Below are 17,454 nucleotides of genomic sequence, written 5' to 3'. Positions count from 1 at the left end.
GCCGGACAATAGCGACTTGGGCCAATGCCGCAAGCAGCGCAAGGGCCGGAGAGCGCTTCAGTCACCGCGTTTCAACTTTGCAAGCGCCGCGAAAGGCGATTCCGCGCCAGTGTCACCCGCAGATGACTCGAAGCTGGCTCCGGGCTTGCGCGGATAGGGATCGAGCGCCAGCGCGAGGAATTCCAACGTGATGCCGCCCAGGTCGATCACGCCGTCGACGATCGGCTCGGGCGGGTCTTCTTCGTTCAGCAGCACCTCGATGTCGATCTCGGCATCGTCGCGCTCGTTGCGGCGCGCGAAGGCTGCAACCTCCTCCTCGGGGGCGAAATCGAGCTGCACCGGCACGTCGAGCTGTACCGGGAACGGCTCGAGCGTCACCACGCAGGCCTGGTGCAGGCGGGCGGCGATGCGGCCGTCGAGCTTCACACGCTCGCCATTGCGCGAAAGCGTGTAGCGCGCCTCCAGCGACTCGATGGAGACGAGCCCGAGCTGCGCGGCGATGGCGGGCAGCTGCTCAGCCTCGGCCCGGACCACGACGTCGCCGCCGCGCGGGCGGATCGCCTCGACGCGGATCGGGTGCCTGAGCGGCGCAGCCGGCAGATGATCATGCGTCATGAGCGACCTCCGGGATCGAGAAGGCCGGGAACAGATCGTCCCGGTTCATGATGCCGTCGAGATCGACTGTAGCCAGCCTCTCCTGGGCAGCACGCACATAGGCAGCAAGCCCCGGCGCCGCCTCCGGCGCGCAGGCATTGCGGCCCAGCGCCTCGATCAAGGCCCCGGGGCCGGAATCTGCAAACGCCGCCTCATAGGCCTGCACGCGGCCATAGAACATCTGGCCGATCTTCTTCATCTTCTTGGGCACGGCGATGTCGCTGATGCCGCCATTGCGGAAGCCGAGTTCGAGATAGGCGAAACAGGCATCGACGAAGTCCTGCGCCAGATCGGCGGCCGGCGGCGGCAATTCGCGCAAGCGGCGCAGCACGAGAAAAACGTGCAGGGTCAGCGATTCGAAGCGCCCCTCGAAGCTGTCCGGAATCCCGCCCTCGATATAGAGAGCCGGCAGGCGCGAGGTCTCGGCGACCCGCGCGAACAGCGTGTCCACAGGGGAGCGCCGATTGGCGCGCTTGCCGAACAACCCGAAAATCACCTGTTTGCTCCCGCCCGCTCTTGCCCTGGGCGTCCTTGCCTTGCCAAAGCCATCCTCGGGCGTTACGCCAACCCTTACCCTTTTGACAAGCGGCTTGGGATCGTCCCGAGCCGTGCTCGCCTTTCGGATCGTGCCCGCATGACCCAGATCACCCGCCGCACGGCTCTGCTCGGAGCCCTCGCGACCACCTCCCTTGCGCTCGCCGGCTGCGGCCCCGATGCAGGCGGCTTCGTGCTGCCGACCTCGTCGGGCATCAACGAGGTGTTCAAGCGCGGCTTCGTGATGGACGAGGCGCTGATCGCGCAGATCAAGGTCGGCATGGACGTGCAGGCAGTGCTGACGACGCTCGGCACGCCCTCGACGACCTCGACGGTCGGCAATCGTACCTTCTACTATATCAGCCAGACGATGCGCCGCCGGTTCCAGTTCCAGGACCCGCAGATCATCGACCAGCAGGTGCTGGTGATCTATTTCAACAAGAGCTTCAAGGTCGAGCGCATCGCCCATTACGGCCTGCAGGACGGCGTGATCTTCGACTTCATCAGCCGCACCACTCCCACGGGCGGCGAGGAGCAGAGCTTCCTGCGCAACCTGTTCAAGGGCGTCACCAAGTTCAACCCGCTCGGCGCGTAAGCGCGGCGCGATCGCTCAATCAGAAAAGCCCGCGGCACCGGCCGCGGGCTTTTTGCTTTCAGGCAGCGTCGTATCAGGTCGTCGCGCGGCGGCGCAGCGGCAGCGTCATCGCCAGAACACCGCCGATGACGAGGACGAGCCCGGCCCAGGCCGTCGGCGCCAGCGTCTCCCCCAGGAAGACCATGCCGATCAGCACGCCCGCCGGCACCCGCAGATAGGCGACCGACGTCGTCGCGACCGAGCCCAGCCGCGCGATCAAGCGGAAATAGATCACGAAGGCCAGGGCGGTGGAGACCAGCGAGAGCGCGATCAGCGCCTGGATCGATTGCGTCGAGGGCGACAGCGTCCAGGGGCGATCCAGCAGGAGGCTGAGCGGCAGCAGGACGAGCGCGCCGCAGAGCAGCGATCCGGCTGCCGGCATGATCGGATCGAGCCCCTTGAAGCTGCGCCCGAACAACGCGGCGCCGCCATAGCAGAGGCTGGCTGCGACCAAGGCAAGCTGGGCCCAGAGCTGCTCGCCGAAGCCAGACATCGCCTGCGCACCGACGATGAGCACGGTGCCGGCAAGGCCGGCCGCAATGCCCGCGAGGCGCAGAGCCGGCAGGCGCTCGGCCGAGGCCGAGAGGCAGGAGAGCAGGACGACGAAGATCGGGCTGGTCGAACTCAGGATCGTCGCCAGCCCCGCATCGACGCTGCGCTCCGCCCAGGCGATCAGCGTGAAGGGCACGACGCTGTTGAGGCAGGCCTGCACGAGGAACAAGCGCCATGTCGCAAGATCGCGCGGCAGAGCGAGGCCGCGCCAGCGAATGACGACGAGCAGGACGAGGCCTGCGATCAGCGTCCGGGCGGTGATCAGGGTCAGCGGCGGGATCGTCTCCACGCCGAGCTTGATGAAGGTGTAGGAGCCGCCCCAGAGCCCCGCCAGCACGAGCAGCAGGGCAAGTTCCACGGCGCGGTTCGGCGCGGCGGCGGGTTGATCGAGCGTTTGCGTGGACATGGTTCCTCCCGGGTGTTGGCGGGACCATGCCAGCCGGGCGGCACCGAAGCATGCGGGAACGCTACGGAGCCGGCCGTAGCTTCGAAGCTTGATTCAAGAGCTTGCCGACTTGATTCAAGCGAAAGCCATAAATTATTGGCTTCAAAGGCTTTCTACCCTCGTCGGAGCTTTCTGTTTTCTGGCGGAACCGCGTCGTCATCCCGGACAAGCCGCGAAGCGGCGCCGATCCGGGGTCCATCGAAGAGTTCCGGAGCCCTCCGATGGATCCCGGGGCAAGCCCGGGATGACGCCGTGTTTCGGAGATGGATCGGGACGCTCTAGAGCTGTCGATCGGAGTCACGTTGCGCCCAACGAAAAGACCCGCGGCTTTCGCCGCGGGTCCGGATTGCATCGTCGATGCCTGCGCTCAGGAATGTGCCAGGATTGCCAGCAGCAGCAGCGCGATGATGTTGGTGATCTTGATCGCCGGGTTCACGGCGGGGCCCGCCGTGTCCTTGTAGGGGTCGCCGACGGTGTCGCCGGTCACCGAGGCCTTGTGGGCTTCGGAGCCCTTGAGATGGCGCACGCCGTCCTTGTCGACGAAGCCGTCCTCGAAGCTCTTCTTGGCGTTGTCCCAGGCGCCGCCGCCCGAGGTCATCGAGATCGCGACGAAGATGCCGGTGACGATCACGCCCATCAGCATGGCGCCGACGGCCGCGAAGGCGTTGTTCTTGCCGGCGATCCAGTAGATCACGAAATAGGTGACGATCGGCGCCAGCACCGGCAGGAGCGAAGGCACGACCATTTCCTTGATCGCGGCGCGGGTCAGCATGTCGACGGCGCGGCCGTAATCGGGCCGGTCCGTGCCTTCCATGATGCCGGGCTTCTCCTTGAACTGCCGGCGCACTTCCTCGACGACGGAGCCCGCCGCGCGCCCGACCGCCGTCATGCCCATGCCACCGAAGAGGAAGGGAATGAGGCCGCCGAGCAGGAGGCCGACGACGACATAGGGGTTGGACAGCGAGAAATCGACGGTGACACCCTTGAAGTATTGGAAGGCCGTCGAGCCCGCCTTGTTGGCCTCGGAGATGAAGAAGTTCAGGTCCGAGGTATAGGCCGCGAAGAGCACCAGCGCGCCAAGGCCGGCGGAGCCGATCGCATAGCCCTTGGTGACCGCCTTGGTGGTGTTGCCGACCGCGTCGAGCGCGTCGGTCGAGTGGCGGACTTCCTTGGGCAGGCCCGCCATCTCAGCGATGCCGCCGGCATTGTCCGTCACCGGGCCGAAGGCATCGAGCGCCACGACCACGCCGGCCAGCGCCAGCATGGCGGTGGTGGCGATGGCGATGCCGAACAGGCCGGCAAGGCTGTAGGAGGCGATGATGCCGGCGATGATGACTATCGTCGGCAGCGCCGTCGATTCCAAGGATACCGCGAGGCCCTGGATGACGTTGGTGCCGTGGCCGGTCACCGAGGCCTGGGCGATCGAGACCACCGGGCGCTTGCCGGTGCCGGTGTAGTATTCGGTGATGACGACGATGAGCAGCGTCACCGCGAGACCGACCAGCGCGCAGGCGAAGAGCCCGCCCGAGGTGAAGCTGACGCCCTGCACCGTCTTGAAGGCGGCCGAGAAGCCACCGAACATCACGTAGTTCACGGCCGCGATCGCGCCGATCGAGAGCACGCCGGCGGCGATGAAGCCCTTGTAGAGCGCGCCCATGATCGACTGGTTGGCGCCGAGCTTCACGAAGAAGGTGCCGATGATCGAGGTGACGATACAGGCCGCGCCGATCGCCATCGGATAGAGCATCATCGTGCCCAGCACCGGCTGGCCGGCGAAGAAGATCGCGGCGAGCACCATGGTCGCGACCAGCGTCACCGCATAGGTCTCGAACAGGTCGGCCGCCATGCCGGCGCAGTCGCCGACATTGTCGCCCACGTTGTCGGCGATGGTCGCCGGGTTGCGCGGATCGTCTTCGGGGATGCCGGCCTCGACCTTGCCGACGAGGTCGGCACCGACGTCAGCACCCTTGGTGAAGATGCCGCCGCCGAGACGGGCGAAGATCGAGATCAGCGAGGCGCCGAAGCCGAGCGCCACCAGCGAATCGATCACCGTGCGGCTGGAAGCCTCGAAACCGAGGAAGGAGGTCAGCACGCCGTAGTAGACGGCGACGCCGAGCAGCGCGAGGCCGGCGACGAGCATGCCGGTAACGGCGCCCGCCTTGAAGGCCACGTCGAGGCCCTCGCCCAGCGACTGCATCGCAGCCTGGGCCGTGCGGACGTTCGCGCGCACCGAAACGTTCATGCCGATGAAGCCGGCGACGCCCGAAAGCACCGCGCCGATCAGGAAGCCGATCGCCACCCATTTGCCGAGCAGCCAGGCGAGCGCGACGAAAAGCACGACGCCGACCATGGAAATGGTGATGTACTGGCGCTTGAGATAGGCCTGCGCGCCTTCGGCGACCGCGCCGGAAATCTCCTGCATGCGCTGGTTGCCGGCATCGCGCTTCATCACATCGCCATAGGCCCAGACGCCGTAGGCTATGGAAAGCGCACTCAATATGATGATGAGAAGCAGAGCTGACATTCGATTTCCTGACCCTAGAGCTTGCAGTCGGCGGGAGCGCTGTCGCTCCTCATTTTTGCAGCGTTGGACGTCAGGCAGCGAAAAAACGGGCCCTAAAGACTGAAGGCCCGCTCCGCGTCGCCAGTGTCAGGCGAATTTGTGGCAAGTTTCGGCGAGGAGCGCAAACGCCCCGGCTTACAAATTTCGTCGGATGTCAGGCCGTCTGGGGAAAGCTCAGAGGGCGAGATCGCGATTGACGTTCTTGTAGAGCAGATAGCAGGCGTCGCCATAACCGGTCGGATAGAACTGCTGCGGGCAAAAACCGCCCATCCAGATGAAATCCCGCACCCAGATCTCGTGCCAGTCGGCCCCGAGCAGGTAGAGCCCCTGCCCTTCCAGCATGTAGAGCCCGTGCTCCATCACATGGGTCTCGACCGCCGGGAAGCAGACGCCCGGCTTGAACCACATCAGGTTCATCTCGAAATCGAAGCGCATGTCGCCATAGGGTAGCAGGAACTGGAAGCCACGCCCCTCCATGCCGGTGTGATTCGCCATCGGCACGGCGTCCTGATGCGAGACGATCGGTTCGGGCACGGCGAGCCCCGGCGCGGCCTCGTAGCGCTTGCGCAGGGCGAGCACGCGGATCGCCTCGGTCGTCTCGTTGCGCAAGGTGAAGGCGGTCGCAGGCGGCAGATAGGCGAAGCCGCCGGTCGTGAGCGCCTGCGCCGCGCCGCCAGCAACCGCGATCCGGGCCTCGCCCGAGAGGACGTAGAAGAAATGCTGGATGCCGTCCTCGCTGAAAGCGGCCGGCGTGCCGCCGCCCGGCGCAATCTCGAGGACATACTGGGCGAAGGCAGCGCCCATCACAGGCCCGGTCAGGACACGCACGATCGTATCCCGGTACTGCGGCAGGCGGCTGACCAGCACGCCCTCCGGCGGCATGAAGGCGTAGTTGGATTTGATGACACCGCGATTATGCCCGATGGCGCCGGGCGGAACCTGGCCGGTCGCATGCGGGAAGGCGCGGTTGTTCATGGGTCTGCTCCGATCGGGAATGCCGGCCGTTCAGGCCGTGGCCGGGCGTTGGAAGCGCTGCCAGGCCACCAGCATGAGGGCAATCGCGACCGGCGGGAAGACCATCCAGTTCACGACATTCCAGCCGCCATGGCTGAGCAGGCCGCCCGACGAGAAGGAGGCGATGGCGACAGAACCGAAGACGAGGAAGTCGTTGGCAGCCTGCACCTTCACCCGCTCTTCCGGGCGGTAGCAGTCCGTCACCAGTGCGGTCGCGCCGATGAAGCCGAAATTCCAGCCGATTCCGAGCAGAATCAGGGCCAGCCAGAAATGGCCGACGCTGAGACCCGAGAGGCCGACGACGGCGGCCAGCGCCGTCAGGCCGAGGCCGACCGCGGTCACCGTGCCCTTGCCGAAGCGCGCGATCAGGCGGCCGGTGAAGAAGCTCGGCCCGAACATGGCCAGCACATGCCACTGGATGCCGAGCGTGGCGTCGCCGACCGAATGGCCGCAAGCGACCATCGCCATCGGCGCCGCCGTCATCACGAAGCTCATCAGGCCATAGGCGACGAGCGAGGCCGTGACCGAGGCGATGAACTTGGGCTGGCGCATGATCTCGCCGAGCGGACGCCCGCCGCCCGAGCGGACGGCAGCGACCGGCGGCGCGCGCAGGCGGGAGACGATCAGGATCGCGATCAGGGCGAGCGCACCCTGCGCGATGAAGCTCGCGGCAAAGGGCGCGGCCGGCGTCAGGTCGCGCGTCCAGTAGACCGATTGCGGGCCGATGACGCCGGCAGCAAGCCCGCCGATCATGACCCAGGAGATCGCGCGGGGGCGGAAGGCGTCGGTCGCGGTATCGGCAGCGGCAAAGCGGTAGCTTTGGACGAAGGAGCCGTAGAGCCCGCAGACGAAGGTACCGAGGCAGAACAGCCAGAACAGGCGCAGCGAAACACCGCCCGCGGCGATGCTCGCGCCGGCCGCGCCGACAAGCGCGCCGATCAGGTAGCCGTTGCGCCGGCCAAGCCGCCGCATGACCATCGCGGCCGGGATCACACCCGAGGCGATGCCGAGCTGGAGCAGGCTGACCGGCACGGTGGCGAAGGCCTGATCCGCAACGAGCTGCGCGCCGACGATGCCGCCGAGCGAGACGATGATCGCCGGATTGGCGCCGCCGAGCGCCTGCGCGCCTGCGAGCACCAGCGCATTGCGCTTGGCGAGCCTGTCGCCGTCGATAGCCGAGAAGTGCTGATTCATCACAACGCGCCTCGCGGCCGCCATGATGCGCCGCTGTCAGAAATGAGAGAAGGAGCCCTGCGCGAAGCTGCGCGCCTCACCCTTCTCGCGATACGTCACCACGCCGGCCTCGGCGGTGATCCGCCCGATCGGCGTCAGCAGAAGCATTGATCCTTCTGCCGCCGCGACCAGAGCAAGATATTCCTTTTCCGAGGCCGTGCAGAGAATTTCGTAGTCGTCTCCGCCGCTCCAGGCCAGTTCCGCCAGTGCGGGAACGGCCATGAGCGCGGCGCGGGCCGCGCCCGAAAGCGGAACCGCGTCGAGATCGATCTCGGCGCCCACGCCGGAGGCTTTCACGAGCTTGGCGAGATCGCCGACCAGACCGTCGGACACGTCCATAGCCGCCGAGGCATGGCGCTGCAGCGCGTCGGCCAGCACGTGGCGCGGCTGCGGATGAAGGTAGCGGTCGGCGAGGAAGGCGCGGTCCTCGGCGTTGAGTGCAGCGACCCAGCCCGGCTTGTCGGGGCCATGGGCCTTGAGGCCGAGCGCGCCGTCCCCGATGCTGCCGGAGACGAGCACGACATCGCCCGGCTTCGCACCGGAGCGCCTGACCATCCGCCCGGCAGCGACCGTACCGAAAGCGGTGATCGAGAGCGTGAGCGGCCCCGAGGTCGAGACGGTGTCGCCGCCGATCAGCGGGCAGCCGGCGGCTTCGGCCATGCGCGCCAGCCCGGCCGCGAAACCGGCGAGCCAGCCTTCAGTCCAGCCGCGCGGTAGCGCGAGCGTCAGCACGAAGCCTTCCGGCTTGGCGCCCTTGGCGGCGAGATCCGAGAGATTGACGGCCAGCGCCTTCCAGCCGATCGCATCGGGCGGGTCGTCAGGGAAGAAATGGACGCCGGCGACGAGCGCGTCGGCCGTGACCACGACCTCGTAGCCGCGGCCCGGCCGCAGCAGGCCGGCATCGTCGAGGAGACCAAGCCCGCCCGGCCCGGCGATCGGAGCGAAATAGCGGGCGATCAGCTCGAATTCGCCGGGGCGCTGGTTATCGGCCATGGGTCACCGAAGCTCCGCAACTATTCCAAGGTCATCCCGGACGAGCGGCGCAGCCGCGCCGATCCGGGATCCATTCCCGAGCCTTCATCGGAGGCGTTCCGGAATGGATCCCGGGTCTCCCTTCGGTCGCCCGGGATGACCGTTGAGGAAAACCTACGCCGCCGGGCTATCGAACTCGTCGGCGCGGAAGTCGCGGGCCATGCGGTCGAGCACGGCATTGACCATGCCGATCTCGTCGCCCTCGTAGAAGGCGCGCGCGACTGCGACATATTCGGAGATGACGGCGCGGGCCGGTACATCCTTGCGGAAGGCGAGCTCGTAGGCCCCGGCACGCAGGATGGCGCGGACCACGGCCTCGACCCGCTTCAGGGGCCAGTCCTTGGCCAGCAGTTCGTCGACGGTCCGATCCACAAGGCGCTGCTCGCGCACGACGCCGCCGAGGATATCGCGGAAGAAGGCGATCTCCGCCTCCGGCAATTCGATCTCCTCGACCTCCTTGCCGATCCAGAAATGCTCGAACTCGGCCATCGCCTCGACGACGCCGCGGCCGCCGATTTCCATCTCGTAGAGCGCCTGCACGACCGAGAGCCGCGCCCCGCGCCGCTTCTCGGCGCGGCTCATTGGGACGGCTCCGCCAGGGAGCGCTTGTAGCGCAGCACGGCGAGCGCCGCTTCGGCGGCGCCGCCACCCTTGTTCATGTCTTCGCGGTTGGCGCGGGCCCAGGCCTGCGCCTCGTTCTCGACGGTCAGGATGCCGTTGCCGAGCGGAAGCGCGAAGGCGACCGAAAGGTCCATCAGCGCGCGCGAGCTCTCGCCGGCGACGATGTCGTAGTGGCCGGTCTCGCCACGGATGACGGTGCCGAGCGCGACGACCGCCTCATAGGGATCGACGGCCTCGTCGGCGGCGCGCAGGCCGATGACGATCGCCGAGGGGATTTCGAGCGCACCGGGAACGGTGACGACATCGACGCGGCAGCCGGCTTCTTCCAGCACCGCGAGCGCGCCCGCCAGCAATTCATCGGCATAGTTGTCGTAGAAGCGCGCCTCGACCACGAGGACGCGGGCGCCGTCGATCTCGACGGCAGGAGTTGCGGCCTTGTCGGCCGAGGTCTGCCGGGGTCCGGCCATTTCTTTTGTCCTTCTTGGAATGTGATCGGGCTCGTTACCCTTGCGGGCGCGCCTCCGCAAGCCGCGCGGCATACCGTGCCATCAGATCGACCTCGACATGAACGGGGTCGCCCTCCCTCCGCTGCCCCCAGGTGGTGACCGCGAAGGAGTGCGGAATCAGCAGGACGGTGAAGACATCATCCTCCACCGAGTTGACGGTGAGCGAGGTGCCGTCGAGGCAGATCGAGCCCTTGGTCGCGATGAAGCGGGGCAGCCCCTGCGGCGCGCGAATATGAAAGCGCGCCGTCGCGCCCCAGGGCTCGTCCGGGTCAGGCTCGATCGGCTCGATCTTGAGGATGCGGCCGACACCGTCGACATGGCCGGTGACAAGATGGCCACCGAGTTCCTCGCCGACCTTGAGCGAGCGCTCCAGATTGATCCGCGTACCGGGCTCCCAGCTGCCGACGTTCGTCTTCGCCAGCGTCTCGGCGGCGGCCTCGACCTGGAAGATGCAGCCGGGCTCGCCATCGGTGCGGGGGCGAAGGGCGGTGACGGTCAGGCAGACGCCCGCGCAGGCGATCGAGGCGCCGATGGCGATGCCCTCCGCCTCATAGGGGCAGGCGATCGCGAGGCGCTTGAGGCTCGGCCCCTTGCGCTCGGCCTCCACGACCTCGCCGATGGCGGTGACGATGCCGGTGAACATCAGCCTCTCCTCGTGAAATGCTCGAAACGGTCCTGACCGATCTGACCGGCCTCGACAAGGGCGTATAGATCGGGGTCCGCCAACTGGGCGGCAAGCCCCGGTCGCACGGCAACAATGCCGGGCTGCCCCAGCGTTTTCGGGGAGGTCGAGACGATGACCTCGTCCGCCAGCCCTTCAAGCGCGAGCTTCTCGCCGATGCGCGGGCCGCCTTCCGAGAAGACGCGGTTGATGCCGCGCGTGCCGAGCAGCGTCAGCGCCTCGCGGAGGTCGAGATGGCCGTCGGGCCCCAGCGAGACCCGCATGACCTCGACACCGGCCGCGACCAGCGCGCGCTCCGGCGCGATCGGCGCCGTCTCGGCCGCGATGACCCAGACGGGCACCTCATGGGCCGTGCGGACCAGCTTCGAGGTCAAAGGCAGGCGCAGATGCGTATCGAGGATGACGCGGATCGGCGAGCGATCCGCCATGCCGGGCAGGCGCACGGTGAGCTGCGGGTCGTCGGCGAGCACCGAGCCGATGCCGAGCATGATCGCGTCATGATGCGCGCGCTGGAGATGGACCCAGCCCCCAGCAACCGGGCTCGATACGGCGAGCGGCACGCCTCCGGCCCCGCCGGCAAAGCCATCGGCGGTGCGCGCGATCTTGAAGGTCACCATCGGGCGGCCCTGCGTGATGCGCGTGAGATAGCCTCGATGCGCCTGCCGCGCCTCGTCCTCCAGCACGCCGACCGTGACCTCGATGCCAGCGGTACGCAGCAAGGCATGGCCAAGCCCGGCGATGAAGGGGTTGGGGTCGGACATCGCCGAGACGACGCGCTTCACGCCCGAGAGGATCGTGTATTCGACGCAGGGGATGCCGCCGCGCACCGAGCGGTGCGAGCAGGGTTCGAGCGTGACATAGAGCGTGCCGCCCATCGAGGCCGCGCCGGCCCGCGAAAAGGCATGCGCCTCGCCATGCGGGCGGCCGCCGGGCTGGGTATGGCCGCGCGCGACCACGACGGGACCGTCCGGCGTGTCGCGCGTGACGATGGCGCCGACGGAAGGGTTGGTCGCGGTCTTTCCGAGACCGCGCGCGCCATAGGCCAGCGCCTGGTGCATGAAGAGGCGGTCGGTCTCCCGCTTTCGTTCGGACGCGCTTTCGCTGCCCGAAAGCGCCTTGAGATCAGTCATCGACGCGGCGCGGCGGGGCGGAGACGCCCTCCTCCTCGATCGTGCCGAGCTGGCCGAGCAGTTCCTCGAAATCCTTGGCCTCGCGGAAATTCTTGTAGACCGAGGCGAAGCGGACATAGGCGACGTCGTCGAGGCCTTTCAGCCCCTCCATCACCAGTTCGCCGATGGCCGAGCTCTGGATCTCCGCCTCGCCCGAGCTTTCGAGCTGCCGGACGATGCCGTTGACCATGCGCTCGATCCGCTCCGGCGCGACCGGGCGCTTGCGCAGGGCGTGCGCGATCGAGGTTTCCAGCTTGTCGCGGTCGAAGGGCGTGCGCCGGCCCGAGCGCTTCACGACGGTCAGCTCGCGCAATTGCACGCGCTCGAACGTGGTGAAGCGGCCGCCGCAATCGGGACAGACCCGGCGGCGGCGGATCGAGGCGTGATCGTCGGTGGGACGGGAGTCCTTCACCTGCGTGTCGAGGGAGCTGCAATAGGGACAGCGCATTCCGGTTCGCCAGCCTTTCTCAGAGCCCCTTCAACGATGCCTCAATAGATCGGGAAGCGCGCGGTGAGCGCCTTGACCTTGGCGGTGACCGCCTGCTCGATGGCGGCGTTGCCCTCCTCGCCATGAGCGGCGAGACCGTCCAGCACCTCGGCGATCAACTCGCCGACCTGCTTGAACTCGGCGATGCCGAAGCCGCGCGAGGTCGCCGCCGGCGTACCCAGGCGGATGCCCGAGGTCGTCATCGGCTTCTCGGGGTCGAAGGGGATGCCGTTCTTGTTGCAGGTTATGTGGGCGCGGCCGAGCGCGGCCTCTGCCGCCTTGCCGGTCAGCTTCTTGGAGCGCAGGTCGACCAGCATCAGGTGGTTGTCGGTGCCGCCGGTGACGAGGTCGAAGCCCTTGGACTTCAGCGTCTCGGCCAGCGCCTTGGCGTTGGCGACGACGGCATGGGCATAGGTCTTGAACTCCGGCTGCAGCGCCTCGTGGAAGGAGACCGCCTTGGCCGCGATGACATGCATCAGCGGGCCGCCCTGGATGCCCGGGAAGATCGCCGAATTGACCTTCTTCGCGATCGTCTCGTCATTGGTCAGGATCATGCCGCCGCGCGGGCCGCGCAGCGTCTTGTGCGTCGTGGTGGTGACGACATGGGCGTGCGGGAACGGCGAGGGATGCGCGCCGCCGGCGACGAGCCCGGCGAAATGGGCGATGTCGACCATGAAATAGGCGCCGACCTTGTCGGCGATCTCGCGGAAGCGGGCGAAGTCCCAGTGGCGGGCATAGGCCGAGCCGCCGGCGACGATGACCTTGGGCTTGTGCTCGACGGCGAGGCGCTCCATCGCGTCATAGTCGATCATCTGGTCGACGACGCAGACGCCGTAGGAAACGACGTTGAACCACTTGCCGGACTGGTTGACCGGCGCGCCATGGGTCAGGTGCCCGCCAGCGGCGAGATCGAGGCCCATGAAGGTGTCGCCGGGCTGCATCAGGGCCATGAAGACGCCCTGGTTGGCCTGGGAGCCCGAATTCGGCTGGACATTGGCATAAGTGCAGCCGAAGAGCCGCGTGGCGCGCTCGATCGCGAGCTTCTCGGCGATATCGACGAACTGGCAACCGCCATAGTAGCGCCGGCCCGGATAACCCTCGGCATATTTGTTGGTCATGACCGAGCCCTGCGCCTCGAGCACGGCGCGGGAGACAATGTTCTCGGAGGCGATCAGCTCGATCTCGTCGCGCTGGCGACCGAGCTCCAGGTCGATCGCGCGGGCGATCTCGGGATCGGCATCATGCAGCGAAGCGCCGAAGAAGGAGTTCGAGAGGTGCTTGTTCAGCGCGGCGTCGGTCATGTCCGGCTCCTGAAGTTCAACGGCCGGTGGGCGCCCGGCTTCGTCGCGGCTCACCTATCATGTGGCGGGGGGCTGTCCAAGCGATAGATCGCGCCCGGGAAAAGCTGCATCGCCGCAGCGGTCGATTGTCCGGTTATCGCCGCTTCGACAGCAGTTTCTTCTCCTTGTCCGGGCGCGACGGCGTGTAGGCGAGCGGCCGGCGCGAAGCCGTGCGCAGCAGTGCCCGGAAGGTCGGGCACTCCAGATGAGTCGGCGCCCGGCAATCCGCGACATGGCGGAGCGCATCGCGCAGCGTCCGCAAGCCGATCATCTGCCGTTGCAATTCGTCGGCCTGCGCCCGCAACTGCTCGCGCGGGATGTTCGGCTGCCCGTCCGCCCCGAACATCGCGGCGATCTCGTCCAGCGAGAACCCCGCGGTCTTGCCGAGCCCGATCAGCGACAGCTTGAGCAACACGTCGGGATCGTATTGCCGCCGCAGGCCACGCCGCGCCTCCGAGCGGATGAGGCCGATCTCCTCGTAATAGCGCAGGGCCGAGGCCGGCACGCCCGAGCGCTCCGCGACCTCCCCGATATCCAGAAGAAGCATGCTTGACCTCAAGTCGGCTTGAATTCGTAGGCTCTGCCGAACGGATGATTTCGGCAAGAGGAAAAATCATGGAAAGCCTTGTACTGACACGGGAAAGACCGATCTGGCAGGAGCCGCGCGCCATCGCGCTCCTGCTGGCGGCATCGCTCACCACGATGGCGAACGCGACCATCAGCCCGGCGCTTCCGGGCATCGAGCGCCTGTTCGCCGACGACCCCAATGCCGCGCTGCTGACGCGGCTCCTCGTTCCCGCGCCATCGCTGAGCGTCGCGCTGTTCGCGCCGCTGGCAGGCCTCGCGACCGACCGCATCGGCCGGCGCATGATGCTGCTGGCCGGCGTCATGCTGTTTGTGGTCGCGGGCTGCGCGGGCCTCGTCCTGCCCGATCTGCCCGCGATCTTCGCGAGCCGCCTCGTGCTCGGCGTCGCCGTCGCTCTGATCATGACGGCACAAACGGCGCTGATCGGCGACTATTTCACCGGGGACGGTCGCAATGCCCTGACCGGCCTGCAGATCTCGGCGCGGAATTTCGGCGGCCTCGTCTTCATTTCGCTGGCCGGCTGGGCCGCCACCCTGTCGCCGCGCCTGCCCTTCGCGATCTACGGGCTCGCCGCCCTCTTCCTGCCGCTGATGTGGATCGCCATCGTCGAGCCGCCGCGCGCCGGCTCGATGGCCGGGGCCGCGCCTGCGAACGGCCGCGACGGTCATCCGTCCTGGCGCGGCCTGCTGGTTCTGCTGGTCCTGCTCCAGGGCGCCACGAACATGATCTTCTTCCTGATGCCGACGCAGATCTCGTTCTTCCTGGAGGCTCGCGGCTACGAGAGCGCGGTCATGACCGGAACCGTGCTCGGGCTATTGATGATCTCCGGCGGCTGCTCCGCCCTGCTCTACCGGCGCGTTCAGCGCCTTGTCGGCTATGCGGGTGTCTTCGCGATCGGCTATGGCGCGATGGCGCTCGGCTTCCTGCTGCTGTCGCAGGCGGCGACATCCCAATCCCTGCTCGCGGCTGCGCTCGCGATCGGGGCCGGCTATGCGCTGGTTTCGCCGAGTTTCGTCGCGGTCGCACTCGATCTGGCGCCGGGGCGTTCGCGGGGCCTGGCCGGGGGCATCCTCACCGCCTCGATCTTCATCGGCCAGTTCTGCTCGCCCTTGGCCAGCACGCCCCTGATCGCGAACCATGGCTATGCCGGGCTGTTTGGCGGCACCGCCTGGCTGCTCGCGCTGATGACTGTCGCGGCGACGCTGGCCTGGAGCCGGTCACTCGCTGCCCGGAAGAGTTGATCCCGGCAGAGCCTTCCACCGGTCGCCATCGAGAATCAGCACCCGAATCCCAGCCGAACCTTGCGGAAACGCATTGGTTAACAAATTATGGCTTGCGGCTTGCTGCGAAGGTCCCAGCGCAACACTGGATGCCCCTCGATGACACAGAACGCCCCAAAACAAGACGCGCGTCGCGCTTCGGCCTCGCCGATCTCCGCGCAGATCAAGAAGGTTTTTCTCGGCGGCGCGAGCGCCGTCGCCCTCTCGATGCCGATGATGAGCCAGGATGTGGCGGCGCAAGGCTTGCAGATCACCAGCCAATACTATCCGGGCGGGCACACGACGGTCATCCGCCGTGTCCAGGGCGGCCCGGGCAATGTCGCGAAGCTCAACGACCCCGCCCCTGGCAACAACTGCCCGGTGCCGGCTTTCGAGGTCCTGAATCCCGGACGCGGAGAGGCGCGCTGCGTCGGTTACGTCGTACCGTCCTGGCTCACGCGCTAGAGCACCGGACTGAACATCGCATTCAGTCCTATTCTCTAGCTCTTTGATCTTGCATCGGCTTTTCTCGAAAACCGCGCGCCACTTTTCGGGCCGATGCTCTAAGGCCTGCCGGCACGGCAGCCAGATACGAAAAAGCCCACCGGGGGCCGGTGGGCTTTTTCACTTTTGGCGTGACGCGAGCGCCTCAGATGTCCTGCTCGCCCTGCAGCGCGGCGACGGGCGCCGGTCCAAGACCATCCTTGTTGTAGATGTCGTCGCGGAACTGCACGCCGCCATCGGGCGTCGCCCAGGCGGTGACATAAACCCAGTAGCAGGCCACCGGATCGGCGATGCGAGCGTTGACGCGCTGGCCGGACTGGATGGTCTCGTCGATCTTGGCGCGGTCCCAGCCGGGCGTGTTCTTCAGGAGCCAGGCGACATAGTCGCGCACGTTCTGGACGCGCATGCAGCCCGAGGAGACGAAGCGGTAATCGTCGCCGAAGATGCCCTTCGAGGGGGTGTCGTGCATGTAGACGCCGTGCGGGCTCGGAATGTTGATACGCACGAAGCCGAGCGAGTTGAACTCGCCGCCCGGGTCCTGCCGGAAGGTGTAGCGCGTCGCCTCGTCCGAATTCCAGTTGACGCTGGCCGGCGCGATCTCGCCGCCGCTCTGCGAGATGATGCGGATCTTGTTCTCGGTCAGGTAGTTTGGCTGCTTGCGCATGGTCGGGATCAGATCCTTGCGGATGATCGAGGCCGGAACCGTCCAGGTCGGATTGAAATTGACTTCGGGAATCTTGGTCTGAAGCAGCGGCGACTGACGGTCGATCTTGCCGACGCCGGCGGCATGGCGCGTCGCGACATGGCGGTTCTCGACGGTCTCGACCATCGCGGCCGGGATATTGGCGACGACATAGCGGCCGCCGAGATTGCCGGACCAGCTGCGCAGCCGGACGACATTGGTCTCGAGCTGGCGAATGCGGCGATCGATCGGCACGTTGAGAGCGGCGACGGTCGCACGGTTGATCGAGCCGGTGGTCGACAGGCCCATGCGCGACTGGAAGCGGCGCACGCCCGCTTCGACATAGGAATCATAGACATTGCTGTCGCCGGCGGAAGCATCGAGATCGCCGGTGACGATCAGGCGGCGGCGCAGGGCCACCACGCCCGGCCCCTTGGCACCGACGCTCATGCGCTCGGGCAACTGAACCTGCGGCCAGCCACCGCGCGCGGCGAGATCGCGATAGGCCGCGATCGCCTGCTCCGTCGCCTGCAGCGCCTCGGCCGACAGCATCGGCGTCGAGGAGCGCTGCACGGCGTTGCGCGCGCCGGCATCATAGCTCTGGCGCCATTCGGCCTGCTGGGCGAGCGCCGGTGCGGCGGCGGCCGTGGCAGCGCCCGACAGCAGGGCCAGCACGGTTTCGCGGCGGGTCAGGCTCAAATGCGACATCTCTTCCCTCTTCAAGACTTCACGCATGCGCGCAGACCACACAAAAACGTCGCCGGAACGGGCGACGCTGGCGATGCACTGGCGCGACGGACAAGTTCACTGCCGCCGACGGTGTCCTAGCACAGTTAACGAGGCGTGATGACAGAGGCGAATTTAGGGCATGGCCTGCTTTTGCTGCATGCATGGCAGCAAAAGCACAGTGACCGGCGGCAACGGCCGGAAACGCGCCAGCGCGACCGGGAGGCTCTC

Annotated in this window: 18 protein-coding genes; 3 read left to right on the top strand and 15 right to left on the bottom strand. The window is 67.2% G+C overall.

Translation table 11 applies throughout. The features are described from left to right. Positions 1–57 precede the first annotated feature (57 nt). Positions 58–615 carry a YceD family protein gene (locus tag WFK61_RS23600; RefSeq protein ID WP_336814503.1) on the bottom strand — a complete coding sequence of 186 codons (558 nt, stop codon included), beginning with the start codon at positions 613–615 and terminating at the stop codon, positions 58–60. Further along, the gene (locus tag WFK61_RS23595; RefSeq protein WP_336814502.1) at positions 605–1,150 is read right to left on the bottom strand and encodes a ubiquinol-cytochrome C chaperone family protein; all 546 of its coding nucleotides are present in this window, start codon (positions 1,148–1,150) and stop codon (positions 605–607) included. Before WFK61_RS23595 ends, WFK61_RS23600 begins: the two co-directional genes overlap by 11 nt. 138 nt (positions 1,151–1,288) lie before the next feature. Between WFK61_RS23595 and WFK61_RS23590 the strand changes: the two genes are divergently transcribed. Continuing rightward, entirely contained in the window at positions 1,289–1,783 is a 495-nt protein-coding gene (locus WFK61_RS23590) for an outer membrane protein assembly factor BamE (protein ID WP_336814501.1), read from the top strand. 73 nt (positions 1,784–1,856) lie between these two features. Here WFK61_RS23590 and WFK61_RS23585 read toward each other — a convergent pair whose 3' ends face one another. The 12 genes from WFK61_RS23585 to WFK61_RS23530 form a co-directional block, all read right to left on the bottom strand. Continuing rightward, positions 1,857–2,780, bottom strand: a complete 924-nt coding sequence (locus WFK61_RS23585) for a DMT family transporter (RefSeq protein WP_336814500.1) — start codon at positions 2,778–2,780, stop codon at positions 1,857–1,859. Positions 2,781–3,186: 406 nt separating this feature from the next. Next, complete coding sequence (locus tag WFK61_RS23580; protein WP_336814499.1) at positions 3,187–5,343, bottom strand: sodium-translocating pyrophosphatase; 2,157 nt, start codon at positions 5,341–5,343, stop codon at positions 3,187–3,189. 213 nt (positions 5,344–5,556) lie between these two features. Next, positions 5,557–6,357: a (S)-ureidoglycine aminohydrolase gene (allE, locus tag WFK61_RS23575; protein WP_336814498.1), complete on the bottom strand. Its 801-nt coding sequence runs from the start codon at positions 6,355–6,357 to the stop codon at positions 5,557–5,559. Positions 6,358–6,387: 30 nt separating this feature from the next. Further along, positions 6,388–7,590: an MFS transporter gene (locus WFK61_RS23570; protein WP_336814497.1), complete on the bottom strand. Its 1,203-nt coding sequence runs from the start codon at positions 7,588–7,590 to the stop codon at positions 6,388–6,390. 36 nt (positions 7,591–7,626) lie between these two features. After that, complete coding sequence (gene thiL, locus WFK61_RS23565) at positions 7,627–8,622, bottom strand: thiamine-phosphate kinase (protein ID WP_336814496.1); 996 nt, start codon at positions 8,620–8,622, stop codon at positions 7,627–7,629. Positions 8,623–8,775: 153 nt separating this feature from the next. After that, positions 8,776–9,243: a transcription antitermination factor NusB gene (gene nusB, locus WFK61_RS23560; protein WP_336814495.1), complete on the bottom strand. Its 468-nt coding sequence runs from the start codon at positions 9,241–9,243 to the stop codon at positions 8,776–8,778. Next, entirely contained in the window at positions 9,240–9,749 is a 510-nt protein-coding gene (gene ribH / locus WFK61_RS23555; protein ID WP_173046981.1) for a 6,7-dimethyl-8-ribityllumazine synthase, read from the bottom strand. Before ribH ends, nusB begins: the two co-directional genes overlap by 4 nt. A 34-nt stretch (positions 9,750–9,783) precedes the next feature. Continuing rightward, positions 9,784–10,431 (bottom strand): riboflavin synthase, encoded by a 648-nt coding sequence (locus tag WFK61_RS23550; RefSeq protein WP_336814494.1) that lies wholly within the window; start codon positions 10,429–10,431, stop codon positions 9,784–9,786. Beyond that, entirely contained in the window at positions 10,431–11,600 is a 1,170-nt protein-coding gene (gene ribD, locus WFK61_RS23545) for a bifunctional diaminohydroxyphosphoribosylaminopyrimidine deaminase/5-amino-6-(5-phosphoribosylamino)uracil reductase RibD (RefSeq protein WP_336814493.1), read from the bottom strand. Before ribD ends, WFK61_RS23550 begins: the two co-directional genes overlap by 1 nt. Next, positions 11,593–12,087 (bottom strand): transcriptional regulator NrdR, encoded by a 495-nt coding sequence (nrdR, locus tag WFK61_RS23540; protein WP_257731624.1) that lies wholly within the window; start codon positions 12,085–12,087, stop codon positions 11,593–11,595. Before nrdR ends, ribD begins: the two co-directional genes overlap by 8 nt. A gap of 41 nt (positions 12,088–12,128) precedes the next feature. Continuing rightward, positions 12,129–13,427: a serine hydroxymethyltransferase gene (gene glyA / locus WFK61_RS23535; RefSeq protein WP_336814492.1), complete on the bottom strand. Its 1,299-nt coding sequence runs from the start codon at positions 13,425–13,427 to the stop codon at positions 12,129–12,131. A gap of 133 nt (positions 13,428–13,560) precedes the next feature. Continuing rightward, positions 13,561–14,013: a helix-turn-helix domain-containing protein gene (locus WFK61_RS23530; RefSeq protein ID WP_336814491.1), complete on the bottom strand. Its 453-nt coding sequence runs from the start codon at positions 14,011–14,013 to the stop codon at positions 13,561–13,563. Positions 14,014–14,081: 68 nt separating this feature from the next. On the opposite strand from WFK61_RS23530, the gene WFK61_RS23525 reads away from it, so the two are divergent. Next, positions 14,082–15,293 carry an MFS transporter gene (locus WFK61_RS23525; RefSeq protein ID WP_336814490.1) on the top strand — a complete coding sequence of 404 codons (1,212 nt, stop codon included), beginning with the start codon at positions 14,082–14,084 and terminating at the stop codon, positions 15,291–15,293. A gap of 138 nt (positions 15,294–15,431) precedes the next feature. Beyond that, positions 15,432–15,776, top strand: a complete 345-nt coding sequence (locus WFK61_RS23520) for a hypothetical protein (RefSeq protein ID WP_336814489.1) — start codon at positions 15,432–15,434, stop codon at positions 15,774–15,776. Positions 15,777–15,960: 184 nt separating this feature from the next. Here the strand turns inward: WFK61_RS23520 and WFK61_RS23515 are convergent, their stop codons facing one another. Further along, the gene (locus WFK61_RS23515) at positions 15,961–17,205 is read right to left on the bottom strand and encodes a L,D-transpeptidase family protein (RefSeq protein ID WP_336814488.1); all 1,245 of its coding nucleotides are present in this window, start codon (positions 17,203–17,205) and stop codon (positions 15,961–15,963) included. Between the last annotated feature and the right edge of the window lie 249 nt (positions 17,206–17,454).

The organism is Allobosea sp. MMO-172, assembly GCF_037147855.1.
Classification (GTDB): domain Bacteria; phylum Pseudomonadota; class Alphaproteobacteria; order Rhizobiales; family Beijerinckiaceae; genus Allobosea.
The sequence above is the reverse complement of the archived record's forward strand: the minus strand, read 5'-3'. Positions and strand labels throughout refer to the sequence as shown.